Origin of the sequence: Burkholderia sp. BCC0322 (genome assembly GCF_902833045.1) — a bacterium.
Taxonomy (GTDB): Bacteria; Pseudomonadota; Gammaproteobacteria; order Burkholderiales; family Burkholderiaceae; genus Burkholderia.
On sequence record NZ_CADFDU010000017.1, the window covers coordinates 65,563 to 88,406 of the forward strand.

The 22,844-nt window shown below is 63.0% G+C and carries 19 protein-coding genes; 10 read left to right on the forward strand and 9 right to left on the reverse strand.

Annotation, left to right across the window (positions count from 1 at the left end; all coding sequences use genetic code 11):
• Positions 1-288 precede the first annotated feature (288 nt).
• The 6 genes from HWX39_RS31845 to HWX39_RS31870 form a co-directional block, all read right to left on the reverse strand.
• On the reverse strand, positions 289-1,761 hold the full coding sequence (locus tag HWX39_RS31845) for a TolC family protein (protein WP_175971581.1): 1,473 nt from the start codon (positions 1,759-1,761) through the stop codon (positions 289-291).
• Positions 1,758-3,851, reverse strand: coding sequence for a peptidase domain-containing ABC transporter (locus HWX39_RS31850; RefSeq protein ID WP_175971582.1), 2,094 nt, complete (start codon positions 3,849-3,851; stop codon positions 1,758-1,760). The genes HWX39_RS31845 and HWX39_RS31850 overlap by 4 nt, the downstream gene beginning before the upstream one ends.
• A gap of 33 nt (positions 3,852-3,884) precedes the next feature.
• Positions 3,885-5,210: an HlyD family efflux transporter periplasmic adaptor subunit gene (locus HWX39_RS31855; protein WP_175971583.1), complete on the reverse strand. Its 1,326-nt coding sequence runs from the start codon at positions 5,208-5,210 to the stop codon at positions 3,885-3,887.
• Positions 5,211-5,234: 24 nt separating this feature from the next.
• A complete protein-coding gene (locus tag HWX39_RS31860; RefSeq protein WP_175971584.1) occupies positions 5,235-6,188 on the reverse strand; it encodes a CPBP family intramembrane glutamic endopeptidase in 954 nt (317 codons plus the stop codon).
• 165 nt (positions 6,189-6,353) lie between these two features.
• Positions 6,354-6,809 carry a hypothetical protein gene (locus HWX39_RS31865; RefSeq protein ID WP_124578534.1) on the reverse strand — a complete coding sequence of 152 codons (456 nt, stop codon included), beginning with the start codon at positions 6,807-6,809 and terminating at the stop codon, positions 6,354-6,356.
• Positions 6,810-6,908: 99 nt separating this feature from the next.
• Positions 6,909-9,707, reverse strand: coding sequence for a PQQ-binding-like beta-propeller repeat protein (locus tag HWX39_RS31870; RefSeq protein ID WP_175971585.1), 2,799 nt, complete (start codon positions 9,705-9,707; stop codon positions 6,909-6,911).
• Between the two features lie 806 nt (positions 9,708-10,513).
• Between HWX39_RS31870 and HWX39_RS31875 the strand changes: the two genes are divergently transcribed.
• The 6 genes from HWX39_RS31875 to HWX39_RS31900 all read left to right on the forward strand — a co-directional run bounded on the left by HWX39_RS31875 (position 10,514) and on the right by HWX39_RS31900 (position 16,242).
• Entirely contained in the window at positions 10,514-11,467 is a 954-nt protein-coding gene (locus HWX39_RS31875) for a choline ABC transporter substrate-binding protein (protein ID WP_069260569.1), read from the forward strand.
• A 79-nt stretch (positions 11,468-11,546) separates the two neighbouring features.
• Entirely contained in the window at positions 11,547-12,476 is a 930-nt protein-coding gene (locus HWX39_RS31880; protein ID WP_050012324.1) for a 3-keto-5-aminohexanoate cleavage protein, read from the forward strand.
• 87 nt (positions 12,477-12,563) lie between these two features.
• Complete coding sequence (locus HWX39_RS31885; RefSeq protein WP_175971586.1) at positions 12,564-13,529, forward strand: L-carnitine dehydrogenase; 966 nt, start codon at positions 12,564-12,566, stop codon at positions 13,527-13,529.
• 12 nt (positions 13,530-13,541) lie between these two features.
• Complete coding sequence (locus tag HWX39_RS31890) at positions 13,542-14,030, forward strand: thioesterase family protein (RefSeq protein ID WP_175971587.1); 489 nt, start codon at positions 13,542-13,544, stop codon at positions 14,028-14,030.
• Between the two features lie 33 nt (positions 14,031-14,063).
• Positions 14,064-15,020 (forward strand): alpha/beta hydrolase, encoded by a 957-nt coding sequence (locus HWX39_RS31895; RefSeq protein ID WP_175971588.1) that lies wholly within the window; start codon positions 14,064-14,066, stop codon positions 15,018-15,020.
• Between the two features lie 22 nt (positions 15,021-15,042).
• Positions 15,043-16,242 (forward strand): TauD/TfdA family dioxygenase, encoded by a 1,200-nt coding sequence (locus HWX39_RS31900; RefSeq protein WP_175971589.1) that lies wholly within the window; start codon positions 15,043-15,045, stop codon positions 16,240-16,242.
• Between the two features lie 202 nt (positions 16,243-16,444).
• Here the strand turns inward: HWX39_RS31900 and HWX39_RS31905 are convergent, their stop codons facing one another.
• From HWX39_RS31905 to HWX39_RS31915, 3 genes are all read right to left on the reverse strand, one after another.
• The gene (locus HWX39_RS31905) at positions 16,445-16,747 is read right to left on the reverse strand and encodes a DUF4148 domain-containing protein (RefSeq protein ID WP_175971590.1); all 303 of its coding nucleotides are present in this window, start codon (positions 16,745-16,747) and stop codon (positions 16,445-16,447) included.
• A gap of 214 nt (positions 16,748-16,961) precedes the next feature.
• On the reverse strand, positions 16,962-17,948 hold the full coding sequence (locus HWX39_RS31910) for an oxidoreductase (RefSeq protein ID WP_175971591.1): 987 nt from the start codon (positions 17,946-17,948) through the stop codon (positions 16,962-16,964).
• 167 nt (positions 17,949-18,115) lie between these two features.
• Positions 18,116-18,406 carry a DUF3331 domain-containing protein gene (locus HWX39_RS31915; RefSeq protein WP_175953142.1) on the reverse strand — a complete coding sequence of 97 codons (291 nt, stop codon included), beginning with the start codon at positions 18,404-18,406 and terminating at the stop codon, positions 18,116-18,118.
• A gap of 661 nt (positions 18,407-19,067) precedes the next feature.
• Between HWX39_RS31915 and HWX39_RS31920 the strand changes: the two genes are divergently transcribed.
• Genes HWX39_RS31920 through HWX39_RS31935 form a run of 4 tightly spaced genes read left to right on the forward strand, consistent with a single transcriptional unit; the run spans position 19,068 to position 22,837 of the window.
• The gene (locus HWX39_RS31920) at positions 19,068-19,832 is read left to right on the forward strand and encodes an SDR family oxidoreductase (protein ID WP_175971592.1); all 765 of its coding nucleotides are present in this window, start codon (positions 19,068-19,070) and stop codon (positions 19,830-19,832) included.
• 41 nt (positions 19,833-19,873) lie between these two features.
• On the forward strand, positions 19,874-20,716 hold the full coding sequence (locus tag HWX39_RS31925) for an ureidoglycolate lyase (RefSeq protein WP_069252330.1): 843 nt from the start codon (positions 19,874-19,876) through the stop codon (positions 20,714-20,716).
• 23 nt (positions 20,717-20,739) lie between these two features.
• A complete protein-coding gene (locus HWX39_RS31930; RefSeq protein ID WP_175971593.1) occupies positions 20,740-22,017 on the forward strand; it encodes an L-fuconate dehydratase in 1,278 nt (425 codons plus the stop codon).
• 43 nt (positions 22,018-22,060) lie between these two features.
• Positions 22,061-22,837, forward strand: a complete 777-nt coding sequence (locus tag HWX39_RS31935; protein WP_175971594.1) for an SDR family oxidoreductase — start codon at positions 22,061-22,063, stop codon at positions 22,835-22,837.
• The last annotated feature ends 7 nt before the right edge of the window (positions 22,838-22,844 follow it).

A 22,844-nucleotide genomic window follows, 5' to 3' on the forward strand; every position in this document is an offset into this window, starting at 1 on the left:
GGAGATCAGGCCAGCTTCACACGCGCCCGTGACACCCGTTCGTCGGGGCGGTGCGAGCGGCGCTGAACCGAAGCCGCGCTGGCTGTTGCTTTCGGTTAGATCCGGATATGAGCCCTGAACCCCCTTAGCGCCGAGGCTTTGCGACGGACGAATAGTGCAAGTAACGCGACCACGTAGCGATGGGCGTGCCATGCACGCATTGAGGGGGGGGCCGTCTACGTCTGGCCGTGAGCCCCGCGCCTCGCGAACGGATGCGTATCGAAACCGTCACTTCGCGCGGAGATATCGTCACGGCGCTTCAGCGTGCGGCGTCCAACGCTGACCGTCGAGCGTCCCAATTGAAAACGCCAGCACGAGCCTCGACACACGCCAATCAGCCTGTGATTGCACCACCTGACGTTGCGCCGTTGCGAGGGTGGTTTGTGCGTTCAGGACATCGAGCAGGGGACCGACGCCGGCACTGTAGCGTCTGCTCGCTACGTCGTACGCTTCCCGCGCGCTTTCCTGTGTCGACGAGGCAACCTGTAGATTCGCCATTTTCGTTATCACGTCCTGATAGCTGCGCCATACTGCCGACGCGACTTCCAGCTCGGCTTTATGCAGGCTTGCGCGGTCGATATCAACCTGAGCCTGCGATGCCTGATGGTGATACTCCTGACCAAACCCCGAAAAGATGGGGATGCTGATCTGAATTCCTACATATTTGCGGTACGTGCGCGTGTCGCGTGGAAATGCGCCTAATGACTTGTCGTTGCTCAACGTGCCCGACAAGGAAATCGTGGGCAACTCCTCCCTGCGCGCAAGTTTCGCGTTCGCTTCGTCAGCTTCGATCAGTGCTTGCGCCTCGCGCAACTTCGGATTGACTGCTTTTGCCAGCGCCAGCAGATCAGCAATCGAAGACGTAAAATTCACGTCCGGTTGAGCCCCCGCGCTCACATCAACTTCAATGGCAGTATCGACGGGAATTCCCATGCGTAGACACAAGGTGCCTTGCGCGGCCTTGAGCGCACCCGTCGCGTTTACGCGTGTGTAAATTGCCTCCTGCCATGCGGCCTTAGCCTGCAATTCATCGTTCAATGTACCGGCGCCCGCAAGGTGTTTGTGCCGGGCAATCTGAAAGCTTCGTTCGGCATTCGCCTCGGCGTTGTTCGCCGCATCAAGTGTGCTTTGTGCAGTCCAGACCGCATAGAACGCGGCTGCAGCCTGTTCGAACACAGATTGCAGTGCTTCGGTATGGCTCGCCTTGGAAAGCTCGAGAAGCCCCTTGTAATAGGCCAGGTTCGCGTCGCGCCTTCCGAAATCGAAGAGCACCCACGACAGCCGTAACTCACCATAACGATCCGATGCGCGGCCCATCGCATCAGGCAGTGTCGGACCAGATAGGGTTTCAGTTTCAACCGTACGCGAACGTGTGCCACTGGCATCTAGCGTCGGCAACCACGCAGATTTTGCGACACCCACCTGAGCCGCGTTCAAGACCATGTTCGCCCAGCTTTCGCGCACGGTCGGATCGCTACACAGAGCGCGACTGACTGCGTCATACAGGGAAACAGGCGAATGAAGGCTCGCCTCACTACAGGCGCCTGTAGTGCGTGCCATCCGGTTCAAATCGGGCGATACATCTTCCAGTCCTCTTCGTGTCGAAAATGGATCCAGTTGCGCATGCGTCAGCGGAACGACGAGCCCGGCGACCGCGAGGCAGGCAACAACGAGCGCACAACGGTATGAAAGCGTTCGAAGCGCGACATTCTTCTTTCTCATGCCGTTTCCCGCACATGCCCAAGATCGATGACGCGATCAGCAGATGCGATGGTTTCAGGACGGTGCGCGACAATGATCCGTGTGATATTCAGCTTGCGCATCGCTGAGTTCACGGCGCGTTCGTTGTTCACGTCAAGATGGCTCGTCGCCTCATCGAGCAGGAGCAGTTTCGGACGGCGGTAAAGGGCGCGTGCGAGCATCACGCGTTGCCGCTGACCTGCGGACAGGGCAGACCCCATGTCGCCGATGTAGGTGTAGTAGCCCATCGGCATCGCACGAATATCGGCATGGACGGAAGCCGTTTCCGCGCATTCCGTGATCCACGCGAAGTCGGGCGTTGGATCGAAGAAGCTGATGTTCTCGGCAATCGATCCCGCGAATAGTCGATCCTCCTGCATCACGACGCCGATCAGGGAGCGATAGTTCGCAAGACCCATTTGCCGAATCGGCATGCCGCCTGCGATAATTTCCCCCGAATGAGGTGCCAACAAGCCTGCGAGCAGTTTCAGCAACGTCGTTTTGCCTTGGCCGGAGGGCCCGACAATTGCGACGGCTTCGCCCGCCTCAACACGCAGATCCAGGTTATCGATGATCCTCTGCCCGTTCTTCGAATAGCTGTATGACAATTTCTTGACTTCGAGCGTCGGCACAAATTCATCCACGTCCGGCGCTCGCATCACTTCATCCGGCTCCCGTTTCGAGAGCACGATATCCGCCAGCCGCGCCGCGTGAAGTTTGAGAATTCTCAGCTCGTACACTTTGTCGATCAGCGCAGTAAAGCGTGCGGTGAACTGCCCACGATAAGACAGGAAGGCGAACAGCATCCCGAGCGAGAGCGACCTGTCGATGACGGCAAGCGCGCCGAAGTAGGTCACTAGAATCGCCTCGAGCCCGAAGATGAAATGATTGCTTGTGGTCGCGATCAGTTGAAGCCGTCGCGTTCGCAGGTCGGCGTTCTTCTCGCTTACGATCACGTTCAGCCAGCGGGCCAGCCGGTCCTCCGCCTTACCGAAAAGGCGCACGCTCTGAATGCCCCGGACCGATTCCATGAGCAGACTTTTGCCTCGTGCAGCGAAAACGATCTGCTTCTGATTCGACATGCGCAGCGCACCATAAATGCAGGCGCGCAAGATCGCGTAGAGCACGACGGCAACCACGCTGATAAGCGATAGCCGGGCGTTGTAGACGATCATGATAATGATGGTGCCGATCGACATGAGACCATCGAGCACGGATTCAACGAAGCCGACCGTCAGCGCTTGCTGGATCGTATTGACGCTATCGAAGCGGGAAACGATATCGCCAATGTGGCGTTTTCCGAAATAGTCGAGCGGCAGATTCAGCAGATGGCGGAACACGTTCGCCAACCATTGCACATTCACGACCGTGCTGAACGTCGTTACAGCCCACGATCGCATTGCCTCTGTCGCGATATGGATCACCAGCACCAACCCGAAACCCAGCGCTAAAATCAGAAGCAGGTGTCGATCGCCAGTTGTAATGGCTTGGTCAGTGACCCACTCGGGATAGAAGGGCGCAACAATGGTGAAGACTTCAAGCGCAAGGGCGAGCAAGAAGACTCTGAGCAACCCACGCCCGACACCACTTGCACGCCCCATCAGGGACCGCAGACCGATTTCCTGCTTATCCCGGCGAGGCTGAAAGGCCGGCGTCGGCACGAGTTCCAATGCCATGCCGCTGAAATGCAGCGACAATTCCTTGAGCGACATGCGCCGCGCGCCGAGCGCGGGGTCAACCAACATCACATGATCGCGGCCAACACGTTCGAGGACGACAAAATGCCGAAAATCCCAATGCAGAATGCACGGCAGGCGCAGCAGGTGAAGCTCTTCCGGTTCCAGCCGAACCGCGCGCCCGGCAAGATCGAGGGATGCGCCGATCTTGACAAGATCGAGCAGCGTAAGCCCCTTGAGTGATGGCGAAAAGCGCCGTCGCAACGTTGGCAGATCGGTGTCGTAGCCGTGAAACGTTGCGATCATGCTGATGCAGGCTAGTCCACATTCCGTTGCTTCGGTTTGCAAATGCACGTCAATACTGCGCCGAAATCCGAATTGAAGTTGGCGGTTCATGGTTGCTTTGGTTAGGTGAAGCGTGAACTGCGGTCAGGGCGAGCGGCGGGTGAGCGTGTACAGCGGTTCCAGTACCCATTCGTACAGCTTGCGCGTATCGAGCACTACGTCTGCGTCGACGCGCATCCCGTCCTGCAAGGGAATCGACTCGCCGTAGGCGTTGATGGTCTGTGAATCGAGCGCAACCGTGATCTGATACAGGTTCTCGGATCTGTCGGCATCACCCGTTTCGGTTGCGGTCTGCAATTGCGACGGGCTCAAGGCGGTGCGAGCGATCTGCGTGACCTTGCCCGCGTAGGCCCCGAATTTCTGATACGGGAACGCTTCGTATCGCAATTCGACGGGCGCGCCGATCTTGACGAAACCGACTGCCTTGCTCGGCGCAAACAGTTTCACGTCGAGGCGTCCACCTTGCGGCAGCAACGACATCAAAGGCGTTGATCCGTTGACCGACTGACCGGGACGAGTGAGCAGGGCCGTAACGGTGCCTGCGATTTGCGCCGGTATCGTGATTTCTCGGTTGGATTCGTTGTCGGCGATTTCGCCGTCCACCTGTAGCATCTGCCGGTGGATCGTGCCTAGTTGGTTTTGTTCATCAAGCGGTGCATTTCGAAGATCGGCCTTCACCTGTGCGAGTTCCGCGTGAGAGGCCGTGCGTTGCTTTCGCAGGTCTTCGAGTTGCGCTTGACTCGTCAACATGCTTTGCTCGTGCTGCTCGAATTCGGATTGGGACACCACATCGTCACGCCGCAATTGTGCGAACCGCGCGCTGTCGATTTCGGCAAGCTTCGATCGCGCGTCAAGCGTCGTGATTTCCGTATCCAGATGCTGAATACCTGCGCTCAGTTCGGTGGCCTTCGCCCGGAGCATCGCAATGTTCTGTTCGAAGATGCTTTGTATATGCCGCGAGTCGCTTTCCAGGCTGGAGCGCCGCGCATTCAGTTCAACGCCGATCTGCTGCCGCGCGTTGCCGCCCGCGATAGTGCGCTCTGTGGACACGACGACCAAAGGTTGGCCGACATTGACAACGTCCCCTTCGTTGACGAGCACGCGGATAACCGTGCCGACCGTCGGCGCGAATATTTCTGCCGCGCCGTTGTCGATCATGACCCTGCCTTGTACCTCTTCCTTGCGCGTGTACTCGCCGAAGATCAGGAACAACACCACGGCGGTCGCGATTGCGAAGAACACGATGCTAGTCGTGAGGCTGCGTGCCGAACCTGTCAGAACGACCTCGCCGAGCCATTGATGCTGACGAAATTCGAGCGCAGCGGGGCGGAACAGCAACGCACGCTTACTTTGCCGTGGCTGTTCCTCTTCAGGCTGCTCTGCGCTGGGGGCGGTCGATATCTCGCTCATGCTTATCTTGCGGTCAGCGGATGATCACACGCGCTGAGCACCGACGGCGCTTGCGGCTTCTTTAGACACAAACCAGCCGTTCGTCTTCTTCAAAAGCCAATACATCAAAGCGAAAGGCAGGACACCTTTGAGAATGGCAAAGACAACCGCATCAGCTATCAGGCCTGGATTGTTTACGAATCCGGACGTTGAAATTTGCGCATGTGGCTGCGCGTGGGTGAACAGGATCGGCAGCATCATTGCGCAGATGTTCATCATCGTATGTGCACCGATCGACAGTTCCAGTCGTTGATCGCGTAAGCTCAATGCAGAAAACCCAAGCGAGCAAAAAAACAATGTCGTTTTGATGGGCCAGTCGTACTGTGTGTGGTAGATCGCGAAGAGGGCGGCAACGATTGCGACGACAATGAGCGGGGAACGCACATATTGCCCGAGCGTTTGCGTCAACCACCCACGGAAAAACAATTCCTCGGCGAACGCGAGAACGAGAATGCCGAGCCACGCGGCGAGCATCCCGAGAATCCGACCGAAACCTGGAATGTCCTGCAGCGGTTGAAGATGCCCGAACGGAAGCGTCCATGTGCCAATTCGAATCGACGTATAGATGGACATGACTGCGGCCGATATCACGAAGGCAGGCAGATAAAGAACCGCGCCGAACAGGCAACGCCGAAGTCTGAAACGCAGGTCGACGGAAATCAGGGAGAGGTACGGGCGTCGCAAGACGATCTTGCATGCAAGCCAGAAGCCTATGATGCCCGTGGTGCTGGCTGTATTGGTGTACAGCGAGATAGCTGCGCGAGCGGCATCAAAATTCTTGAAATACAGAGTCCAGCCCGAAAACATCAGGATCCCAAGCGTGCCGATGATACTCACGAGCGCGCTAAGAAGGATCGTCGATGCGGTTGCTCGCCAATCAGTCCGGCCCAGCTTGGCAAGATCAATAAACGCACGCGTTATATCGTCTTTGGTTTTCATGGAATGCTGATCGAGTGAAACAACGGTTGCTTGCTTTTAGCAACGCAATTGCGGTGTGCTGTGTGGTGCCATACCGATGAAGATCAGACGTCCAGTCGCGGGACCAGTAGCGCGCCGTCATTCATCGATCAGGCTGGGTTCATAGCCTGTACATCAGGGCGCTGCTTAGTGGTTGTGACCGCCGCCACCGATGCCGAGCCCGTGTGCGGCAGCGCCAACCGCGTATCCTGCGGCGAAGCCGATCGGAGAAGATTGGAAGGAGGTGAGGTTGGCAGTTTCAGCCTGACCCAACGAAAGACCCTGTTGCGCGGCGTCATATCCGGCAACGGCCGCGCCGCCCCACGTAGACATTGATTCGTCCTGCAAGCCCTTCGTGGCTTCCGCGAGTTGGCCGTTGTTTTCAGCCTGCCCGATGGAATCGTTGGCATCGGAATTGAAGCCTGCGTCGGCCAACGACGTCGCGTCGCTGCCTACTGCCGAATCGGCGGCGGAATCACCGTCGCCGTCACCATCGCCATCGCCATCGCCGTATCCGCCACCATCACCATCGCCGTCACCGCCGCCATCACCATCACCACCGGCCACGTAGCGCAGCAAATCCAGATCGTCAATCGTTTGCATGTGATCCACTCCTGAAATAAGCGGGTTTGACGTGTACATCCACAATGGCACCCGCGCAGCCATTGATTCTCAATCGGTTGTCGAAACAAAGGTCGTGCGTCAGGATTCCGAGCGTTGCAGCACTTGCGACGGCGGTTGCGTGTGCGTCTGTTCGGTGAATGCGCCGCGCACTGGAAGGGGATTTGCACTGTCCGCTATCGCCCAGGTCAGGCAAGGAGCGACTTCCCACGTTGAGGCCGGAATATCCGGCAGCGCCGCGATGAACGACTCTTCGTCCGTCCACTGATGCAATGTCAATACAGGCAAGAAAGCTTGTACCTGATTTCCGTTTCGGCAGATCAGCGCATCCCGATCCATACGGAAGTGACCGCGATAGCGCGTGCGATCGACAGGACGGCCTTTGAATATCAGCGACAGGAACACGCGCGACGCACCGGTACATTGGTCAGACAGGGACTGTTGCAGATCATGAAAATTCGCCATCTTGGGCGCCGGCACAAGCTGTGTGGTGAACTCTGTATCCACGTACCGAGTGACGGCCAGAGCAGAAAGTCGATCTACCACGCCCGAGAACGAATCTTCCAGCTCGTCCTGCTTTCGTGGATCGAGCAACCGCGACACGAAGCGCGTTAGCGCCGTCGCGTCGTATGGAAGCGGAACACCATAGGCCGGCCACGACATATCATCTGTCTGTCGTTCAACGGTATGGCGGTAAAGCGTGTGCCCTTCGCTGGGCGTCAGTCTGGCGTTGCGCAGCGCGTGCAGATATTGGCCGTGTTCGTTGCTATATTCAGGGGAGTTCGGCAGCCCGCCGCCGTGCTTGCCGCCTGCCGTTGCGCGCACGAGTATTCCGAATTTTTCGTGATCCAACTGGTCGACTGTGACTTGCTCAAGCGGTCCGAACAGGCTCACGCTAACGGCGGTATCGCGCAGCGAATCGACGGCCAGGTTCGCGCACGCCTTCGTCACCGCCACGATGACAGACAACTCCGGTGATAGGTCGCGTGGGTCGAACGTCCATTGACCGCCGCGCCCGATGCGCTGCAAGGTCGCGCGATTTCGCAGGCTCACGAAGACACCACCTTGCGGGCGTGTTCCGGTCAATTTGTATCCTCGCGGATCAGGCAGAGCGGAGCGATTCGCAATTGCATCGACAGCAAGCCGTGCAAGCTGTAATGCGGTCACGTCAACCGGCGACTGCGCGTCTTGTGCTGGTTCGCGCATGACTGGCGGCGTCACAGACACGCCGTATAGGCGATTAGCCGTCGTCGCAACCGTGAGTATCTGATTGACCGCGTCGTATTCGACGGATGTTGTCACGGCATCAGGAAGCTGGAATACGCCTGCGAGCGCAAACGTTTGAGGATCGATTGCGCGTACGCGCCCGTTCGTGCTTCCGAACCAAATCCATGGGCCGATGCGGGCAGGCGACGAAAAAATCTTCGAGTGTGCGCCGATCTTGGCGATTCCTTCGCCGGTCGCCAAATCGATCACGTACAGGTATTTGTCCGTAGAGCCGCAGTAGGCGCGAGCACCGTCGATCAGCGGTGTTGTGTAGACGGCGTTGCCGGTCTGGATGCAGAATTTCAGTTCGCCGCTATCGAGGCTCACGCCGCGAATGCCGCCGTCGAACGATCCGAACACGACTTGCCGGCGATCGGGATCGAATGCGGGCGCATGCTTGACCGCGCCGTTCGTCTGAAACTGCCAACGAAGTGCGCCGGTACGTGCGTCGAGCGCCAGCAGGGCGCCGTCGTTCGTGCCGCAGAGCACCAGCGAACCATCAGCGGCATAGAGCGGGGAGCCATGGACGTAGCAACGGACCGGGCATTCCCAGACCTTGTGACCGGTTTCAGCGTCGATCGCGGCTATGCCGCCGCCTCGCGTCGGACTGGCGTATTCAACGCCGATAAAGACCAGATTCAGGTCGGATGCATAGGCCGGTGAAGAGCCAATCCAATCGGGTTCGACGTATCGCCAGATTTCCCGGCCGCTTTGGGCACACAACGCGTACAGGTTACCGTCGTAGCCGCCGAAGAAGACGCGCTCGGGCGTCACGTACGGCGTAGACCAAATCCCTTTCGAGCGCGCCGCCTCGATCTTGAAATTCCAGCGCGTTTCGCCGCTTGCGCCATCGATGCAACGCATTTCGCCGCTGTCGGTTCCGAAATAGATCAGGCCGCCTTGCGCGCGCGGTGCGGATTTCGGTACGACATAGTGGTGATTCGCAGAGGCCGCTTTACTGAGCCAGCGCACGAGGAACGAAAGCTGCGTCGAATGGCTCTTCGGAATTGACAGTTTCAGGTCGAAATCACCGAGAACGTATGCAGATTCTACTGTAACGCCATGTCGCTTTTGCCAGTCCTCACCCGTATTGGACTGGTAGTCGATCACGCTCCATGCTTTCCAGATCGGGCGACCAATTTCCGCTAATACAACGCGTGATTGTTCAATGCTGGCGCCGCTGTTGAAAATATCATCCACGAGCAGAATGGGCGCATCCGAAACCTCGCCTTCGATCGCGTTCATCCGGCCGTAACGCTTACGCTCTTTATGAATGATGAAGCCGCCGAGGTTGTGCCCTTTTCGTGCGCCGGCCATAAGAATCGCAGCCACGAGCGGGACAGCGGCCATTTCCATGCCGCCGACCTGAAACGGCAATTGATCTGCATAACGATTCCAGAATAAATCCGCAAGTGTATCGAGCCCTTCTGTAGAAAGGAGGATTGGCCGCAAATCGATAAGCCATTTAAGGGACTTTCCGCTCGACGATACAAGCTTGTGTTTCGGCGCGCGAAATATGCATTTCGACTCAATTAGATCACGTAGCGCGGCCCACCTGTCCAGGCTGAAATCATTCATGTTTTTTAGTCGGTCGATTACTTCACGTGTCTCCATCGCGATTCGCCTGCGCAGGCGGAATGCATCAATCCCCGTCACACTATGTGGGATTTGATGATCGCCAAGAATTTCATTTATAATAACGAAAGGTTACGGATGCATTCCGCAGTTGGCGCGTAAAATCAATTGTGCAGCGCTCGAATTCTGCATTGCTCATACGAAATAAGGCTAAAATATTTTTAGAATATTTTAACGATGAAAATTATTGCCTATTTTTTATTGGTGACATAGGTGGGTTTCTCCGGCGCGACAGAAGCGAAATATTCGATTTATCGATACTAAACATCGCTGTCGTCAAAATTAAATTCTCGCTGAAACCGATATCGGCCGAGGCGGTACTTTGGAGCGTACGCCCTGTGTTCGCAAACTGAGCGGCCTGAGAGGGCCGCTAACACCCGCGTCTTTGTCTTGTAAAAGCGACAAAGTGCCGGGTGCACGGGGCGCGATCGGCAACCTGGCACCAAATGAAAGAACCGGCGGGAAAGCCGGTACGAGAGATTCGCGCTGTATCTGCGTGGGATGAAAAGGCTGTAGGGCAGCCATCCTTGGTTTTGTCCAGTCCTCCCCCACCAGCATCGCGCCGCATGCGGACAAGCCGAATCCATCGGAAATGCGCGTGAAAACCCCGCCCACCAAGTCTCTCGGGAAACCTAGTGGTTTCCACTCATAGTCGCAAACAGTCAAGAACAGGTCGCCGCCGGTCTTCTCGCGGCCAATATGGCTCGTTACTTTTACTCCCACGATGCAGGCCGGGCACACCCCGCGCACCGGCTGCCGCGAGTCCCACCGGGAGGAAACGAACCATGAAGTCGACGAAGATCGCCGCGCTTGCCGCGGCCGTGCTGGCGACCGGCGCGTTCACACACGCGGCGCTTGCCGAAACGGATGCCGCGACCTGCCGCACCGTGCGTTTCGCGGATATCGGCTGGACCGACATCACGTCGACAACGGCGCTCGCGTCGACCGTGTTCGAGGCGCTCGGCTACAAGCCGACCACGACGATCGCGTCGGTGCCGATCTCGTTCGCCGGCCTGAAGAGCAAGCAGCTCGACATATCGCTCGGCTACTGGTGGCCCGTGCAGCAGAAGCAGCTCCAGCCGTTCCTCGACAGCAAGTCGATCAACGTCGTCGAGCCGCCGAACCTGTCGGGCGCAAAGGCGACGCTCGCGGTGCCGAGCTACGAATACCAGGCCGGCCTGAAGACCTTCGAGGACATCGCGAAGCACCGCGCGGAACTCGACGGCAAGATCTACGGGATCGAGCCGGGCAGCAGCGCGAACGCGACGATCCAGAAGATGATCGACACGAACCAGTACGGGCTCGGCGGCTTCAAGCTCGTCGAATCGAGCGAGGCCGGGATGCTGGTGACGGTCGAGCGCGCGATCCGCGAGAAGAAGTGGGTCGTCTTCCTCGGGTGGGAGCCGCATCCGATGAACATCCAGCTCAGCATGAACTATCTCTCCGGCGGCGACGCGTCGTTCGGGCCGAACTACGGCGAAGCGCGCGTGTACACGCTCACGGCGCCGGACTTCATTTCACGCTGCCCGAATGCCGGCAAGCTCGTCACGAACCTGCGCTTCTCGACGCAGCTCGAGAACCAGCTGATGCAGTCGGTGATGAACAAGACGAAGCCGGCCGAAGCCGCGAAGGCGTACCTGAAGAAGAACCCGCAGGTGCTCGATCCGTGGCTCGCGGGCGTCAAGACGTTCGACGGCAAGGACGGGCTGCCGGCCGTGAAGGCATATCTCGGCCTGTGACGGCCTGCGCGCATCCACCGGTGCGCCCCGACGAAACACCCGCAATGCGACACAACCCGATTCAAGCGAGGCAACCAGCATGAACCACGAAGTCATCATCACCTGCGCCGTCACCGGCGCGGGCGATACGGTCGGCAAGCATCCGGCGATTCCGGTCACGCCGAAGGAGATCGCGGCCGCCGCGATCGAGGCCGCGAAGGCCGGCGCGACGGTGGCGCACTGCCACGTGCGCGACCCTCAGACGGGGCGCGGCAGCCGCGACCCGAACCTGTACCGCGAAGTGGTCGACCGCATCCGCTCGGCCGACGTCGACGTGATCATCAACCTGACGGCCGGCATGGGCGGCGATCTCGAGATCGGCCCCGGCGAAGACCCGATGCGTTTCGGCAAGGGGACCGACCTGGTCGGCGGCCTCACGCGTCTCGCGCACGTCGAGGAACTGCTGCCCGAAATCTGCACGCTCGACTGCGGCACGCTGAATTTCGGCGATGGCGACTACATCTACGTGTCGACGCCCGCGCAATTACGCGCCGGCGCGAAGCGCATCCAGGAACTCGGCGTGAAGCCGGAGCTGGAGATCTTCGACACCGGCCATCTGTGGTTCGCGAAGCAGTTGCTGAAGGAAGGGCTGCTCGACGATCCGCCGCTGTTCCAGCTGTGCCTCGGCATTCCGTGGGGCGCCCCGGCCGACACGGGCACGATGAAGGCGATGGTCGACAACCTGCCGCCGGGCGCGCACTGGGCCGGCTTCGGGATCGGCCGCATGCAGATGCCGATGGTCGCGCAGGCGATGCTGCTCGGCGGCCACGTGCGGGTCGGCCTCGAAGACAACATCTGGCTCGATCGCGGCGTGCATGCGACCAACGGCACGCTCGTCGAACGCGCGCGAGAGATCGTCGAGCGACTCGGCGGCCGCGTGCTGACGCCGGCCGAAGGGCGCCGCAAGCTCGGCTTGCCGGCACGCGGCGAGCGTCCGCTCGAACGCCGTGCGCTCGCCGAGTTCGCGTGAGTTTTTCCCCGACTGATTGATACGACGCGGCGGCACGCACGGGCGCGGCCGCCCGCCGATTTCCCCTGATTTGAAGGATGCGTTGACATGGCTGTGAAGACCGACATCAAGACGTTTGCCGCCATCGGCACCGGCGTGATCGGCAGCGGATGGATTTCCCGCGCGCTCGCGCACGGTCTCGACGTGGTCGTGTGGGACCCCGCGCCGGGCGCGGAAGAGCGGCTGCGCGCGAACGTCGCGAACGCGTGGCCTGCGCTCGAACGCGTCGGCCTCGCGCCGGGCGCCGATCCCGCGCGGCTGCGTTTCGCGGCGACGATCGAGGCATGCGTCGCCGATGCGGATTTCATCCAGGAAAGTGCGCCCGAGCGCGAGGTGCTGAAGCTCGAGCTGCACGAGCAGATCAGCCGCGCGGCGAAGCCCGACGCGATCATCGCGTCGTCGACGTCGGGGCTGCTGCCGACGGATTTCTACGCAAGGGCGACGCATCCGGAGCGCTGCGTGGTCGGCCATCCGTTCAATCCCGTCTACCTGCTGCCGCTCGTCGAGGTGCTCGGCGGCGCGCGTACGTCGCCGGAAGCGGTCGAAGGCGCGATGGAGATCTATCGCGCGCTCGGCATGCGGCCGCTGCACGTGCGCAAGGAAGTGCCGGGCTTCATCGCCGACCGGCTGCTCGAAGCGTTGTGGCGCGAGGCGCTGCACCTCGTCAACGAAGGCGTCGCGACGACCGGCGAGATCGACGACGCGATCCGATTCGGCGCGGGCATCCGCTGGTCGTTCATGGGCACGTTCCTGACCTACACGCTCGCGGGCGGCGACGCGGGCATGCGACACTTCATGCAGCAGTTCGGCCCCGCGCTCGAATTGCCGTGGACGAAGCTGGTTGCGCCTACGTTGACCGACGCGCTGATCGACAGCGTCGTCGAAGGCACGACCGAACAGCAGGGCACGCGCAGCATCAAGGAACTCGAACGCTATCGCGACGAGTGCATCACCGAGGTGCTGAAGTCGATCGCCGCGGTGAAGGCGCGGCACGGGATGCGATTCGAAGACTGAGGACGAGAGACGATGACCGGCGATACCCCGCTGACGATTTACCGCGACGCGGTGCGGCCCGAATGGGTCGACTACAACGGCCACCTGCGCGATGCGTTCTATCTGCTGATCTTCAGCTTCGCGACCGATGCGCTGCTGGATCGCATCGGCCTCGATGACGCCGCGCGCCGTGAGCGGGGCCGCTCGGTCTATACGCTCGAAGCGCACGTGAACTACCTGCACGAGATCAAGGAGGGCACGCAGGTGCGCGTCGACGCGCGCGTGCTCGCGCACGACGCGAAGCGGCTGCACCTGTATCTCGAGCTGTTCGCGGCCGGGCACGACGATGCGGTCGCGGCGAGCGAGCAGATGCTGCTGCACGTCGATACGCGCGATGGCGCGAAATCGGCGCCGTTCGACGACGACGTGGCTGCGCGCGTGGCCGAGCTGCATGCGTTGCAGCGCGATGGCGCGGCGCCCGCGTATGCGGGCCGCGTGATCGCGCTGCCGCCGCGCCGTTAGCCGGCGCGAATCTTCAATCGCGGAGCGCACACGATGCTCGAACCGGAAATCGCGACGTTCGTTGCAGCCGTCGACGCGTGGTATCCGGCCGATGCGGCCGCGCGCTCGCCCGGCGAGCAGCGCCGCCTGTACGACCGCTTCGCGGCCGAATGGACCCCGGCTGCGCTGCCGGCCGGCATCGTGCAGCAGGACGCCGTCTGGCAGGCGCCCGACGGCCGCGCGATCGCGTTGCGGCGCTACACGTCGGCGCACGGCGCGCCGCGCGGCACTGTGCTGTTCTTTCATGGCGGCGGCTTCGTCGTCGGCTCGCTCGACAGTCATGCGCTGATCACCGCGCAACTGGCGGCCGATACGGGGCTCGACGTGATCGCGGTCGACTACCGGCTCGCGCCCGAGCATCGCGCGCCGGCCGCGCTAGAAGATTGCCTGGAGGTCACGCGCGCCGCGCGCGACGCGCGCTGGCCGTTCGGGCCGTGCGTGCATCCGCTGACGCTCGCGGGCGACAGCGCGGGCGGCATGCTTGCGGCGGCCGCGGCCACCGCGTTGCGCGATGCGGGCGAAGGCGGTGTCGACGGCATCGCGCTCGTCTATCCGATGCTCGGGTTCGAACCGCAATCGCCCGCGCGCGAAACGGAAGCGCATGCGCCGATGCTGACGCTCGACGACGTCCATCGCTATCGCGCGCTGTATTGGGACGGCGGCCTGTCCGATGCGCTGGGAGACGGCAACCCGCTGCTGCGCGCATCGGTGCCGCTCGCGGCTTCGCGTTTCGACGGCCTGCCGCCCGTGCTCGCGATCGGCGCGGAACACGATCCGCTGCGTGACGATGCGCGCGTGTACGTCGAACGGATTCGCGCGGCCGGCGGTGTGGCGCACTACTGGATGGGAGAGGGGCTGGTGCACGGCTGCTGGCGCGCGCTCGGGACGAGTCCGCAGGCGGCGCGGCTGCACCGGACGGTCGGCGGGTTTCTGCTCGCACCACACGCGTAGCGGGCGTTTCCGGGAGGCAACGATGCAGGCAGCGCAACAGCGTATCGAGGACTGGCGGACGTTTTCGGCGGACGCGGCCATTGCGGCGGCGACGATTGGCGACGGCGCGGTGGACGTCGAATGGAGCGACACGCGACGATCGCCGTTTCATTTCGACTGGCTGCGCGACAACTGCGCGTGTTCCGCGTGCGTGCACGCCGTCACGCGTGAACAGGTGTTCGAGATCGCCGATGCGCGCGACGATCTCGCCGCGCTCGCGGTGCACGTCGAAACCGACGGCGCGCTGCATGTCGAGTGGAACGACGGACATCGCAGCGCGTGGTCGCCGGGCTGGTTGCGTGCGCATGCATATGACGACGCGTCGCGCGCGGAGCGCCAGGCCGCGCACGGTCGGCACGTGTGGGCCGGCGACGATGCGACGGCCATCGGCGTGTTCGCGTGGCGCGACGTGATGGAGGATGACGGCGCATTGCTCGCGTGGCTTGCCGCGTTGCAACGCACGGGGCTGACGCTCGTCGAAGGCGTGCCGGCCGAGCGTGGCCGTGTCGACCAGATCGCGCGCCGGGTCGGCCTGATCCGGGAGAGCAATTTCGGCGTGCTGTTCGACGTCGAATCGAAGCCGCGCCCGGACAGCAATGCGTATACGTCGCTGAACCTGCCGCCGCATACCGATCTGCCGACCCGCGAATTGCAGCCGGGCGTGCAGTTCCTGCATTGCCTCGCGAATGACGCCACCGGCGGCGACAGCGTGTTTCTCGACGGCTTCGCGCTTGCCGATGCGTTGCGGCGCGAGCATCCGGCCGATTTTGAACAACTCGCGTCGACGCCGTTCGAGTTCTGGAACAAGAGTGCGAACAGCGACTACCGCTGCTCGGCGCCGGTGATCGGGCTCGATGCGCGCGGCAACGTCACCGAGGTGCGCGTCGCGAACTTCCTGCGCGGGCCGCTCGATGCGCCGGCCGGCTCGGTCGCGGCCGTCTATCGCGCGTACCGGCGGTTCCTCGCGCTGGCGCGCGAGCCGCGCTTTCGCGTGCAGCGCCGGCTGCGGGCGGGCGACATGTGGGCGTTCGACAACCGGCGCGTGCTGCATGCGCGTACCGAGTTCGATCCGTCGACGGGCCGCCGGCATCTGCAGGGCTGTTACGTCGATCGCGATGAGCTTTTGTCGCGGTGGCGGGTGTTGTCGCGGTCGGCGGTTGCTGCGGCCGCTGTGCCGCGCTGACGGGCGCGCCCGGCTTCATCATGTCCGCACGCGTACCTCGCAGATGAAAAAGCGCCCGGCCGCCAGGCGCCCGGGCGAAGCCACCCGTTGCCGGGCGGCGGAGGTATGCGTTTCATAAAAAAGGACGAGCCCCGCAAGGGGGCTCGTCCGGACTTTCCTGCTTCATCGCGCGACGCGCGGCGCCCGTCGAGGGCGCATCGGCTTACTGGCCGAAGAAGATCGAGTCGCGAGCGTTCGACGACGCTGCGGCAGCCGGGGCGCCCGAGTGGACGAGCGGAGCCGGTTGCGCGCCGTAACCGCTGGCGTCGGCACCATGAACGCGCGCTTCGGCGCTCTGGATGTCGTTCGGGTAGTACGGGCTCGACACACCCGGCTTATAGCCGGCTTGTTCGAGCTGGGCCAGTTCGTTCTTCACTTGCGCGCGGGTCACGGTGCTTTGGGCGAATGCGCCGAACGAAGCGGACAGGGCGGCAGCGGCAACGACTGCGGAAACGAGCGATTTCATGATGACCTCCGGTGTTTTATTGAGTTCGCTCTCGACACCATGTCTTAAGCGATTGATCAAATCTTAGTCATCGGAAGGTTCAGGGTAAACGCTGGTTTTGACGATAGATTGTTTCCTGGGCGGTAACAGTAACGCGCCGAATCAGTCTTTCAACCAGCTTTCTTATCGGTTGGCGCAACAAGTGGGAAGACTATTGCGGACGGCGATGGGCGGTTCAGCGCGCCTCGGCCGCCGTATCGAACGGCCGGCCCGGCGAGCGTCCGGCCGGCGCGCCCGAACTGAGGAAGCGCACGCCCGTCGCGGCTTCCGATGCTTCCCACAGCAGCGCCGCCGAGGCCACGTCGCGCGCCGCGCGCGGCACGCTCGCGGGCGCCGGCAGCCCGCGCGACTCGAACCAGCCGGACGGCCCGATATACGCGCCGCCGGCGAGATCGGGCGAGGTTGCGGCATGGATTGCGGGCAGCGCGCCCTGGTCGGCCGCTTGCGCGAGATAACGGTTCGCGGCGCGCATCAGCGCGGCACGGGCGGGCGAGCTGTCCATCGCCGGGCCGGCGAACTGCAGGTTGGTCGCCGCGTAGCCCGGATGCGCGGCCACGCTGATCCCGGCGAACGCCGCGCGCTCGAAACGGCGCTGCAGTTCGATCGCGAATACGAGATTCGCGAGCTTGCTGTCGCAATAGGCGAGATAGCGGTTGTAGCGGTGCTCGGCGCGCAGGTCGTCGACGCGGATCCGGCCGCCGCGGTTGAGGCCGCTCGACATCGTCACGACCCGCGCCCGGCGCGCGGCGCGCAGCGCGGGCAGCAGGTGGCCGGTCAGTGCGAAATGGCCGAGGTGGTTGGTGCCGAACTGCATCTCGAAGCCGTCGTGCGTATGGCGCAGCGGCAGGAACATCACGCCGGCGTTGTTGCAGAGGATATCGACGCGGCCATGGCGTTCGGCCACCTCGGCCGCGAAGCGTGCGATCGACGCGAGATCGGCGAGGTCGAGCGCGTCGACTTCGACGCGGGCATCGGGATGGCGCTGGCGGATCGCATCGGCCGCCTGGGCGGCGCGGGCCGCATCGCGGCAGCCCATCACGACCGTCGCGCCTTTCGCGGCCAGCGTTTCCGCCAGTTGCCAGCCGAGCCCGCTGTTGGCGCCGGTCACGACCGCGACCTTGCCGCCTTGCGCCGGGACGTGGCGCGCGCTCCATGCATGCATGTCTGCCTCCATCGGCGCGACCGGGCGGCCGCGGTGCGTAATCATTACATTGAATGGTGTAACGATAGTGCGCGCAGGCGTGGCAGACAAGCGGGGGAATTAGGCCGGCGCTTCTACGGCCGGCGCATCGTGTGGCGACGCGTGCCGTGACGCTACGCCGGCAGGATTTACCTGCCGCCGGCCAGCGCGAGTACTTCGGCGGCGGAGATCATCGCGGCCGCGTTCGCGGGCGCCGGGCGTTCGGCCGGACGGAAGACTTCGTCGCCGCGGTGGATGACCTGGCGCGACAGCGCGCAGGTGCCGGTGCGTTGCGCGAAGCGGCGGCGCCAGCGCTGTTCACCGTAGTGACAGCGGCCAGGTTCGACCCAGCGGACGACGAGCAGCGTATCGGACTGTTCGAGGATTTCGACGTGGACGTCGGCGGGATCGAGCGCAGGCAGGGATTTGGAGGCCTTCATTTGCCGTTTCCTAAAGCTCGTGCGGTTTCGGCCTTGGCAGTGGATGTCACTGCCCGATGGCGAATCCGTAGCGGTTTCCATGAGTGGTGCGCTAAATGTAAGCGTCTGTGACCGGAAAAAACATCCTGTCTGGCTCAAATTACCTTTTGCCGATTTAGAAACAATCCACGCTTATTTTCTTGGAAACCACAGACAAAAACGCCCCGGACGCGAAGTCCGGGGCGGGAAATCGGCCTGCGCGCCGTGTCTGCTCGCCCAGTCACGGAGCCCATCGCCGGGGGACGGAGGTGCCCGCAGGGATCGGACGCGGGCGGGGTGGCGATGGACCGGAAGCGCAGTCCGGTAGCCATGATGGCGCGCGCATCCCGTTGAGACCCTGACGTGAACATGACTTTTTTGTCAGTTTGACGAGATGCCGCGCCCGGATGCGTGCGTTAAACCGTCCGGAAGGCCCGCCGGTACTGAGGCTGCGCGGGTTGCTGGACATCCCCCCTGGCGCCATCGAGCATCGAATCCTGGCTCAATCGCCCGATTTCGCCGCTCGGGTAAATACTGAATCCCGATTCCGTGACAAACGCGCCATCCCTTCCTATGATTGGTTGGACCTTTAGTCCTTTGTGCCAATCGGCCGACGGGTGGCCGGCTTTTTCGGGAGGTGCTCATGAGATTGCAGGGCAAACGCGCGCTGGTGACGGCGGCCGGGCAGGGCATCGGCCGCGCGACCGCGCTGCGGTTCGCGAGCGAGGGCGCCGACGTGCTGGCGACCGACATCAACGAAGCCGCGCTCGTGCGGTTGGAGGCCGATGCCGAACGCGCGGGCGGCCGGTTGACCACGCGGCGGCTCGACGTCACCGATGCGCAGGACGTTGCCGCGCTCGCCGGGCGCGAGCGTGCGTTCGACGTGCTGTTCAACTGCGCGGGCTTCGTGCACCACGGCTCGATCCTCGACTGCGACGACGAAGCATGGGCGTTCTCGCTGAACCTGAACGTCACGTCGATGTACCGGCTGATCCGCGCGCTTTTGCCCGCGATGCTCGAGGCCGGCGGCGCGTCGATCATCAACATGGCGTCGGCCGCGTCGAGCGTGAAGGGCGTGCCCAACCGCTTCGTCTACGGCACGACCAAGGCGGCCGTGATCGGGCTGACCAAGGCGGTGGCCGCCGATTTCGTCGAGCGGGGCATCCGCTGCAACGCGATCTGCCCGGGCACGATCGAATCGCCGTCGCTGGAGCAGCGGATCGCGGACCAGGCGCGCACGCGCCACGTGTCGACCGACGAGGTGCGCCAGGCATTCGTCGCGCGCCAGCCGATCGGCCGCATCGGCCGCGCGGAAGAAGTGGCCGCGCTCGCGCTGTACCTCGCGTCCGACGAAGCGTCGTTTACGACCGGCGCGATTCACCTGATCGACGGCGGCTGGTCGAACTGACCGCGCGTTCCCCTACACGTTCCGTTTCCGCTCAAGACGACATGAAACTGCTGAGATTTGGCGACAAGCACCATGAAAAGCCGGGCCTGCTCGATGCGCAGGGCCACATTCGCGACCTGTCCGGCGTGATCGACGATATCGCCGGCGATGTGCTGGCGCCGGCGTCGCTCGCGCGGCTGCGCGACATTCCGCCGTCGTCGCTGCCGCTCGTCGAAGGCACGCCGCGGCTTGGCGCGTGCGTCGGTCGCGTCGGCAAGTTCATCTGCATCGGGCTCAACTATTCCGACCACGCGGCCGAATCGGGGATGGAAGTGCCGAAGGAGCCCGTCGTGTTCGGCAAGTGGACGAGTGCGATTTCGGGGCCGAACGACGACGTCGAGATTCCGCGCGGCTCGGAGAAAACCGACTGGGAAGTCGAACTCGGCGTGGTGATCGGCCAGGGCGGCCGCTATATCGCGGAAGCCGATGCGCTGTCGCACGTCGCCGGCTACTGCGTCGTGAACGACGTATCGGAGCGCGAATTCCAGCTCGAACGCGGCGGTACGTGGGACAAGGGCAAGGGCAACGATACGTTCGGGCCGCTCGGCCCGTGGCTCGTGACGGCCGACGAAGTGCCCGATCCGCATGCGCTGCGGCTGTGGCTCGACGTCGACGGCCATCGCTACCAGAACGGCACGACCGCGACGATGGTGTTCCGCGTGCCGCACCTGATCAGCTACCTGAGCCGCTTCATGAGCCTGCAGCCGGGCGACGTGATCTCGACCGGCACGCCGCCGGGTGTCGGTCTCGGGCAGAAACCGCCCGTTTATCTGCGCGCCGGGCAGGTGATCACGCTCGGCATCGACGGGCTCGGCGAGCAACGCCAGCGCACCGTGCAGGCCTGATTTCCTTTCGCGGACGATTCGTCATGCCTATCATTCGATCGATGCGCGTCCTCGACGTGCGCTTCCCGACCTCGCGCCAGCTCGACGGCTCAGATGCGATGAATCCGGACCCCGATTATTCGGCCGCCTACGTCGTGCTCGAGACCGACCGCGACGGGCTCGAAGGTCACGGGCTCACGTTCACCATCGGGCGCGGCAACGAGATCTGCTGCGCGGCGATCGACGCGATGCGTCACCTCGTCGTCGGCCTCGACCTCGACTGGATCCGCGCCGACATGGGCCGCTTCTGGCGGCACGTCACGTCGGACAGCCAGTTGCGCTGGATCGGCCCCGACAAGGGCGCGATTCACCTGGCGACGGGGGCCGTCGTCAATGCGGTATGGGATCTGTGGGCGAAAGCCGAACGCAAGCCGCTGTGGCGGCTCGTCGCCGACATGAGCCCGGAGGAACTGGTGCGTGCGATCGACTTCCGCTACCTGACCGACTGCCTGACGCCGGACGAAGCGCTCGACCTGCTGCGCCGGCAGGCGCCGGGCAAGGCGGAACGGATCGCAATGCTCGAGCGCGACGGCTACCCGTGCTACACGACGTCGGCCGGCTGGCTCGGCTACAGCGACGACAAGCTGCGGCGGCTGTGCCGCGAAGCCGTCGAGGCCGGGTTCGAGTACGTGAAGCTGAAGGTTGGCGCGAACCTGGAAGACGACATCCGCCGCGTGACGATCGCGCGCGAGGTGATCGGCCCGGACCGCCAGCTGATGATCGATGCGAACCAGGTATGGGAAGTCGACGAGGCGATCGACTGGGTGCGCGAGCTGGCGTTCGCGCGGCCGTGGTTCATCGAGGAGCCGACGAGCCCCGACGACGTCGAAGGGCATCGCAAGATCCGCGAGGCGATCGCGCCCGTGCAGGTCGCGACCGGCGAGATGTGCCAGAACCGCGTGCTGTTCAAGCAGTTCATCGCGCGCGGTGCGATCGACGTCGTGCAGATCGATGCATGCCGGCTCGGCGGCGTGAACGAGATTCTCGCGGTGATGCTGATGGCCGCGAAGTACGGGTTGCCCGTGTGCCCGCATGCGGGCGGCGTCGGGTTGTGCGAGTACGTGCAGCATCTGTCGATGATCGACTACATCTGCATTGCCGGCACGAAGGAAGGGCGCGTGACCGAGTACGTCGATCACCTGCACGAGCATTTCGTCGAACCGTGCGTCGTGCGCGGCGCGGCGTACATGCCGCCGACGGCGCCCGGCTTCTCGATCGAGATGAAGCCCGAATCGCTGGAGCAATACCGGTTCCGCGGCTGACACGCGTCGAGCGTGCCGACAACATGAACGACGGAGACGCGAAGTGGATTTGAATCTGCAAGACAAGATCGTGATCGTGACCGGCGGCGCGTCGGGCATCGGCGCCGCGATTTCGATGCGGCTTGCCGAAGAAGGCGCAATTCCGGTGGTGTTCGCGCGCCACGCGCCCGACGATGCGTTCTGGCGCGCACTCGTGAGCAAGCAGTCGCGTGCCGCGTGCATCTCGGTCGAATTGCAGGACGATGCGCAATGCCGCGACGCGGTTGCGGAAACGATCGCGCGCTTCGGCCGACTCGACGGCCTGGTCAACAACGCAGGCGTCAACGACAGCATCGGCCTCGATGCCGGTCGCGACGCGTTCGTCGCGTCGCTCGAACGCAACCTGATCCACTACTACGTGATGGCGCACTACTGCGTGCCGCACCTGAAGGCGACGCGCGGCGCGATCGTCAACCTCTCGTCGAAAACGGCCGTCACCGGGCAGGGCAACACCAGTGGTTATTGCGCATCGAAGGGCGCACAGCTCGCATTGACACGCGAATGGGCCGTCGCGCTGCGCGACGACGGCGTGCGCGTGAACGCGGTGATCCCGGCCGAGGTGATGACGCCGCTTTACCGGAGCTGGCTTGCCGGTTTCGACGACCCCGACGCGAAGCTGGCCGGCATCGCGGGCAAGGTGCCGCTCGGCAAACGCTTCACGACGGCCGACGAAATCGCCGATACGGCCGTGTTCCTGCTGTCGGCGCGCGCATCGCACACGACGGGCCAGTGGCTGTTCGTCGACGGCGGCTATACGCACCTCGATCGTGCGATCAGCTGAGGGCCGT

Coding starts and splice junctions, on each gene's coding strand:
- HWX39_RS31930 (WP_175971593.1), top strand. CDS start 20,740: ATGCCTATCATTCGATCGATGCGCGTCCTCGACGTGCGCTTCCCGACC.
- HWX39_RS31910 (WP_175971591.1), bottom strand. CDS start 17,948: ATGCATGCATGGAGCGCGCGCCACGTCCCGGCGCAAGGCGGCAAGGTC.
- HWX39_RS31925 (WP_069252330.1), top strand. CDS start 19,874: ATGAAACTGCTGAGATTTGGCGACAAGCACCATGAAAAGCCGGGCCTG.
- HWX39_RS31865 (WP_124578534.1), bottom strand. CDS start 6,809: ATGCAAACGATTGACGATCTGGATTTGCTGCGCTACGTGGCCGGTGGT.
- HWX39_RS31905 (WP_175971590.1), bottom strand. CDS start 16,747: ATGAAATCGCTCGTTTCCGCAGTCGTTGCCGCTGCCGCCCTGTCCGCT.
- HWX39_RS31855 (WP_175971583.1), bottom strand. CDS start 5,210: ATGAGCGAGATATCGACCGCCCCCAGCGCAGAGCAGCCTGAAGAGGAA.
- HWX39_RS31900 (WP_175971589.1), top strand. CDS start 15,043: ATGCAGGCAGCGCAACAGCGTATCGAGGACTGGCGGACGTTTTCGGCG.
- HWX39_RS31915 (WP_175953142.1), bottom strand. CDS start 18,406: ATGAAGGCCTCCAAATCCCTGCCTGCGCTCGATCCCGCCGACGTCCAC.
- HWX39_RS31845 (WP_175971581.1), bottom strand. CDS start 1,761: ATGAGAAAGAAGAATGTCGCGCTTCGAACGCTTTCATACCGTTGTGCG.
- HWX39_RS31875 (WP_069260569.1), top strand. CDS start 10,514: ATGAAGTCGACGAAGATCGCCGCGCTTGCCGCGGCCGTGCTGGCGACC.
- HWX39_RS31895 (WP_175971588.1), top strand. CDS start 14,064: ATGCTCGAACCGGAAATCGCGACGTTCGTTGCAGCCGTCGACGCGTGG.
- HWX39_RS31880 (WP_050012324.1), top strand. CDS start 11,547: ATGAACCACGAAGTCATCATCACCTGCGCCGTCACCGGCGCGGGCGAT.
- HWX39_RS31860 (WP_175971584.1), bottom strand. CDS start 6,188: ATGAAAACCAAAGACGATATAACGCGTGCGTTTATTGATCTTGCCAAG.
- HWX39_RS31920 (WP_175971592.1), top strand. CDS start 19,068: ATGAGATTGCAGGGCAAACGCGCGCTGGTGACGGCGGCCGGGCAGGGC.
- HWX39_RS31885 (WP_175971586.1), top strand. CDS start 12,564: ATGGCTGTGAAGACCGACATCAAGACGTTTGCCGCCATCGGCACCGGC.
- HWX39_RS31870 (WP_175971585.1), bottom strand. CDS start 9,707: ATGGAGACACGTGAAGTAATCGACCGACTAAAAAACATGAATGATTTC.
- HWX39_RS31890 (WP_175971587.1), top strand. CDS start 13,542: ATGACCGGCGATACCCCGCTGACGATTTACCGCGACGCGGTGCGGCCC.
- HWX39_RS31850 (WP_175971582.1), bottom strand. CDS start 3,851: ATGAACCGCCAACTTCAATTCGGATTTCGGCGCAGTATTGACGTGCAT.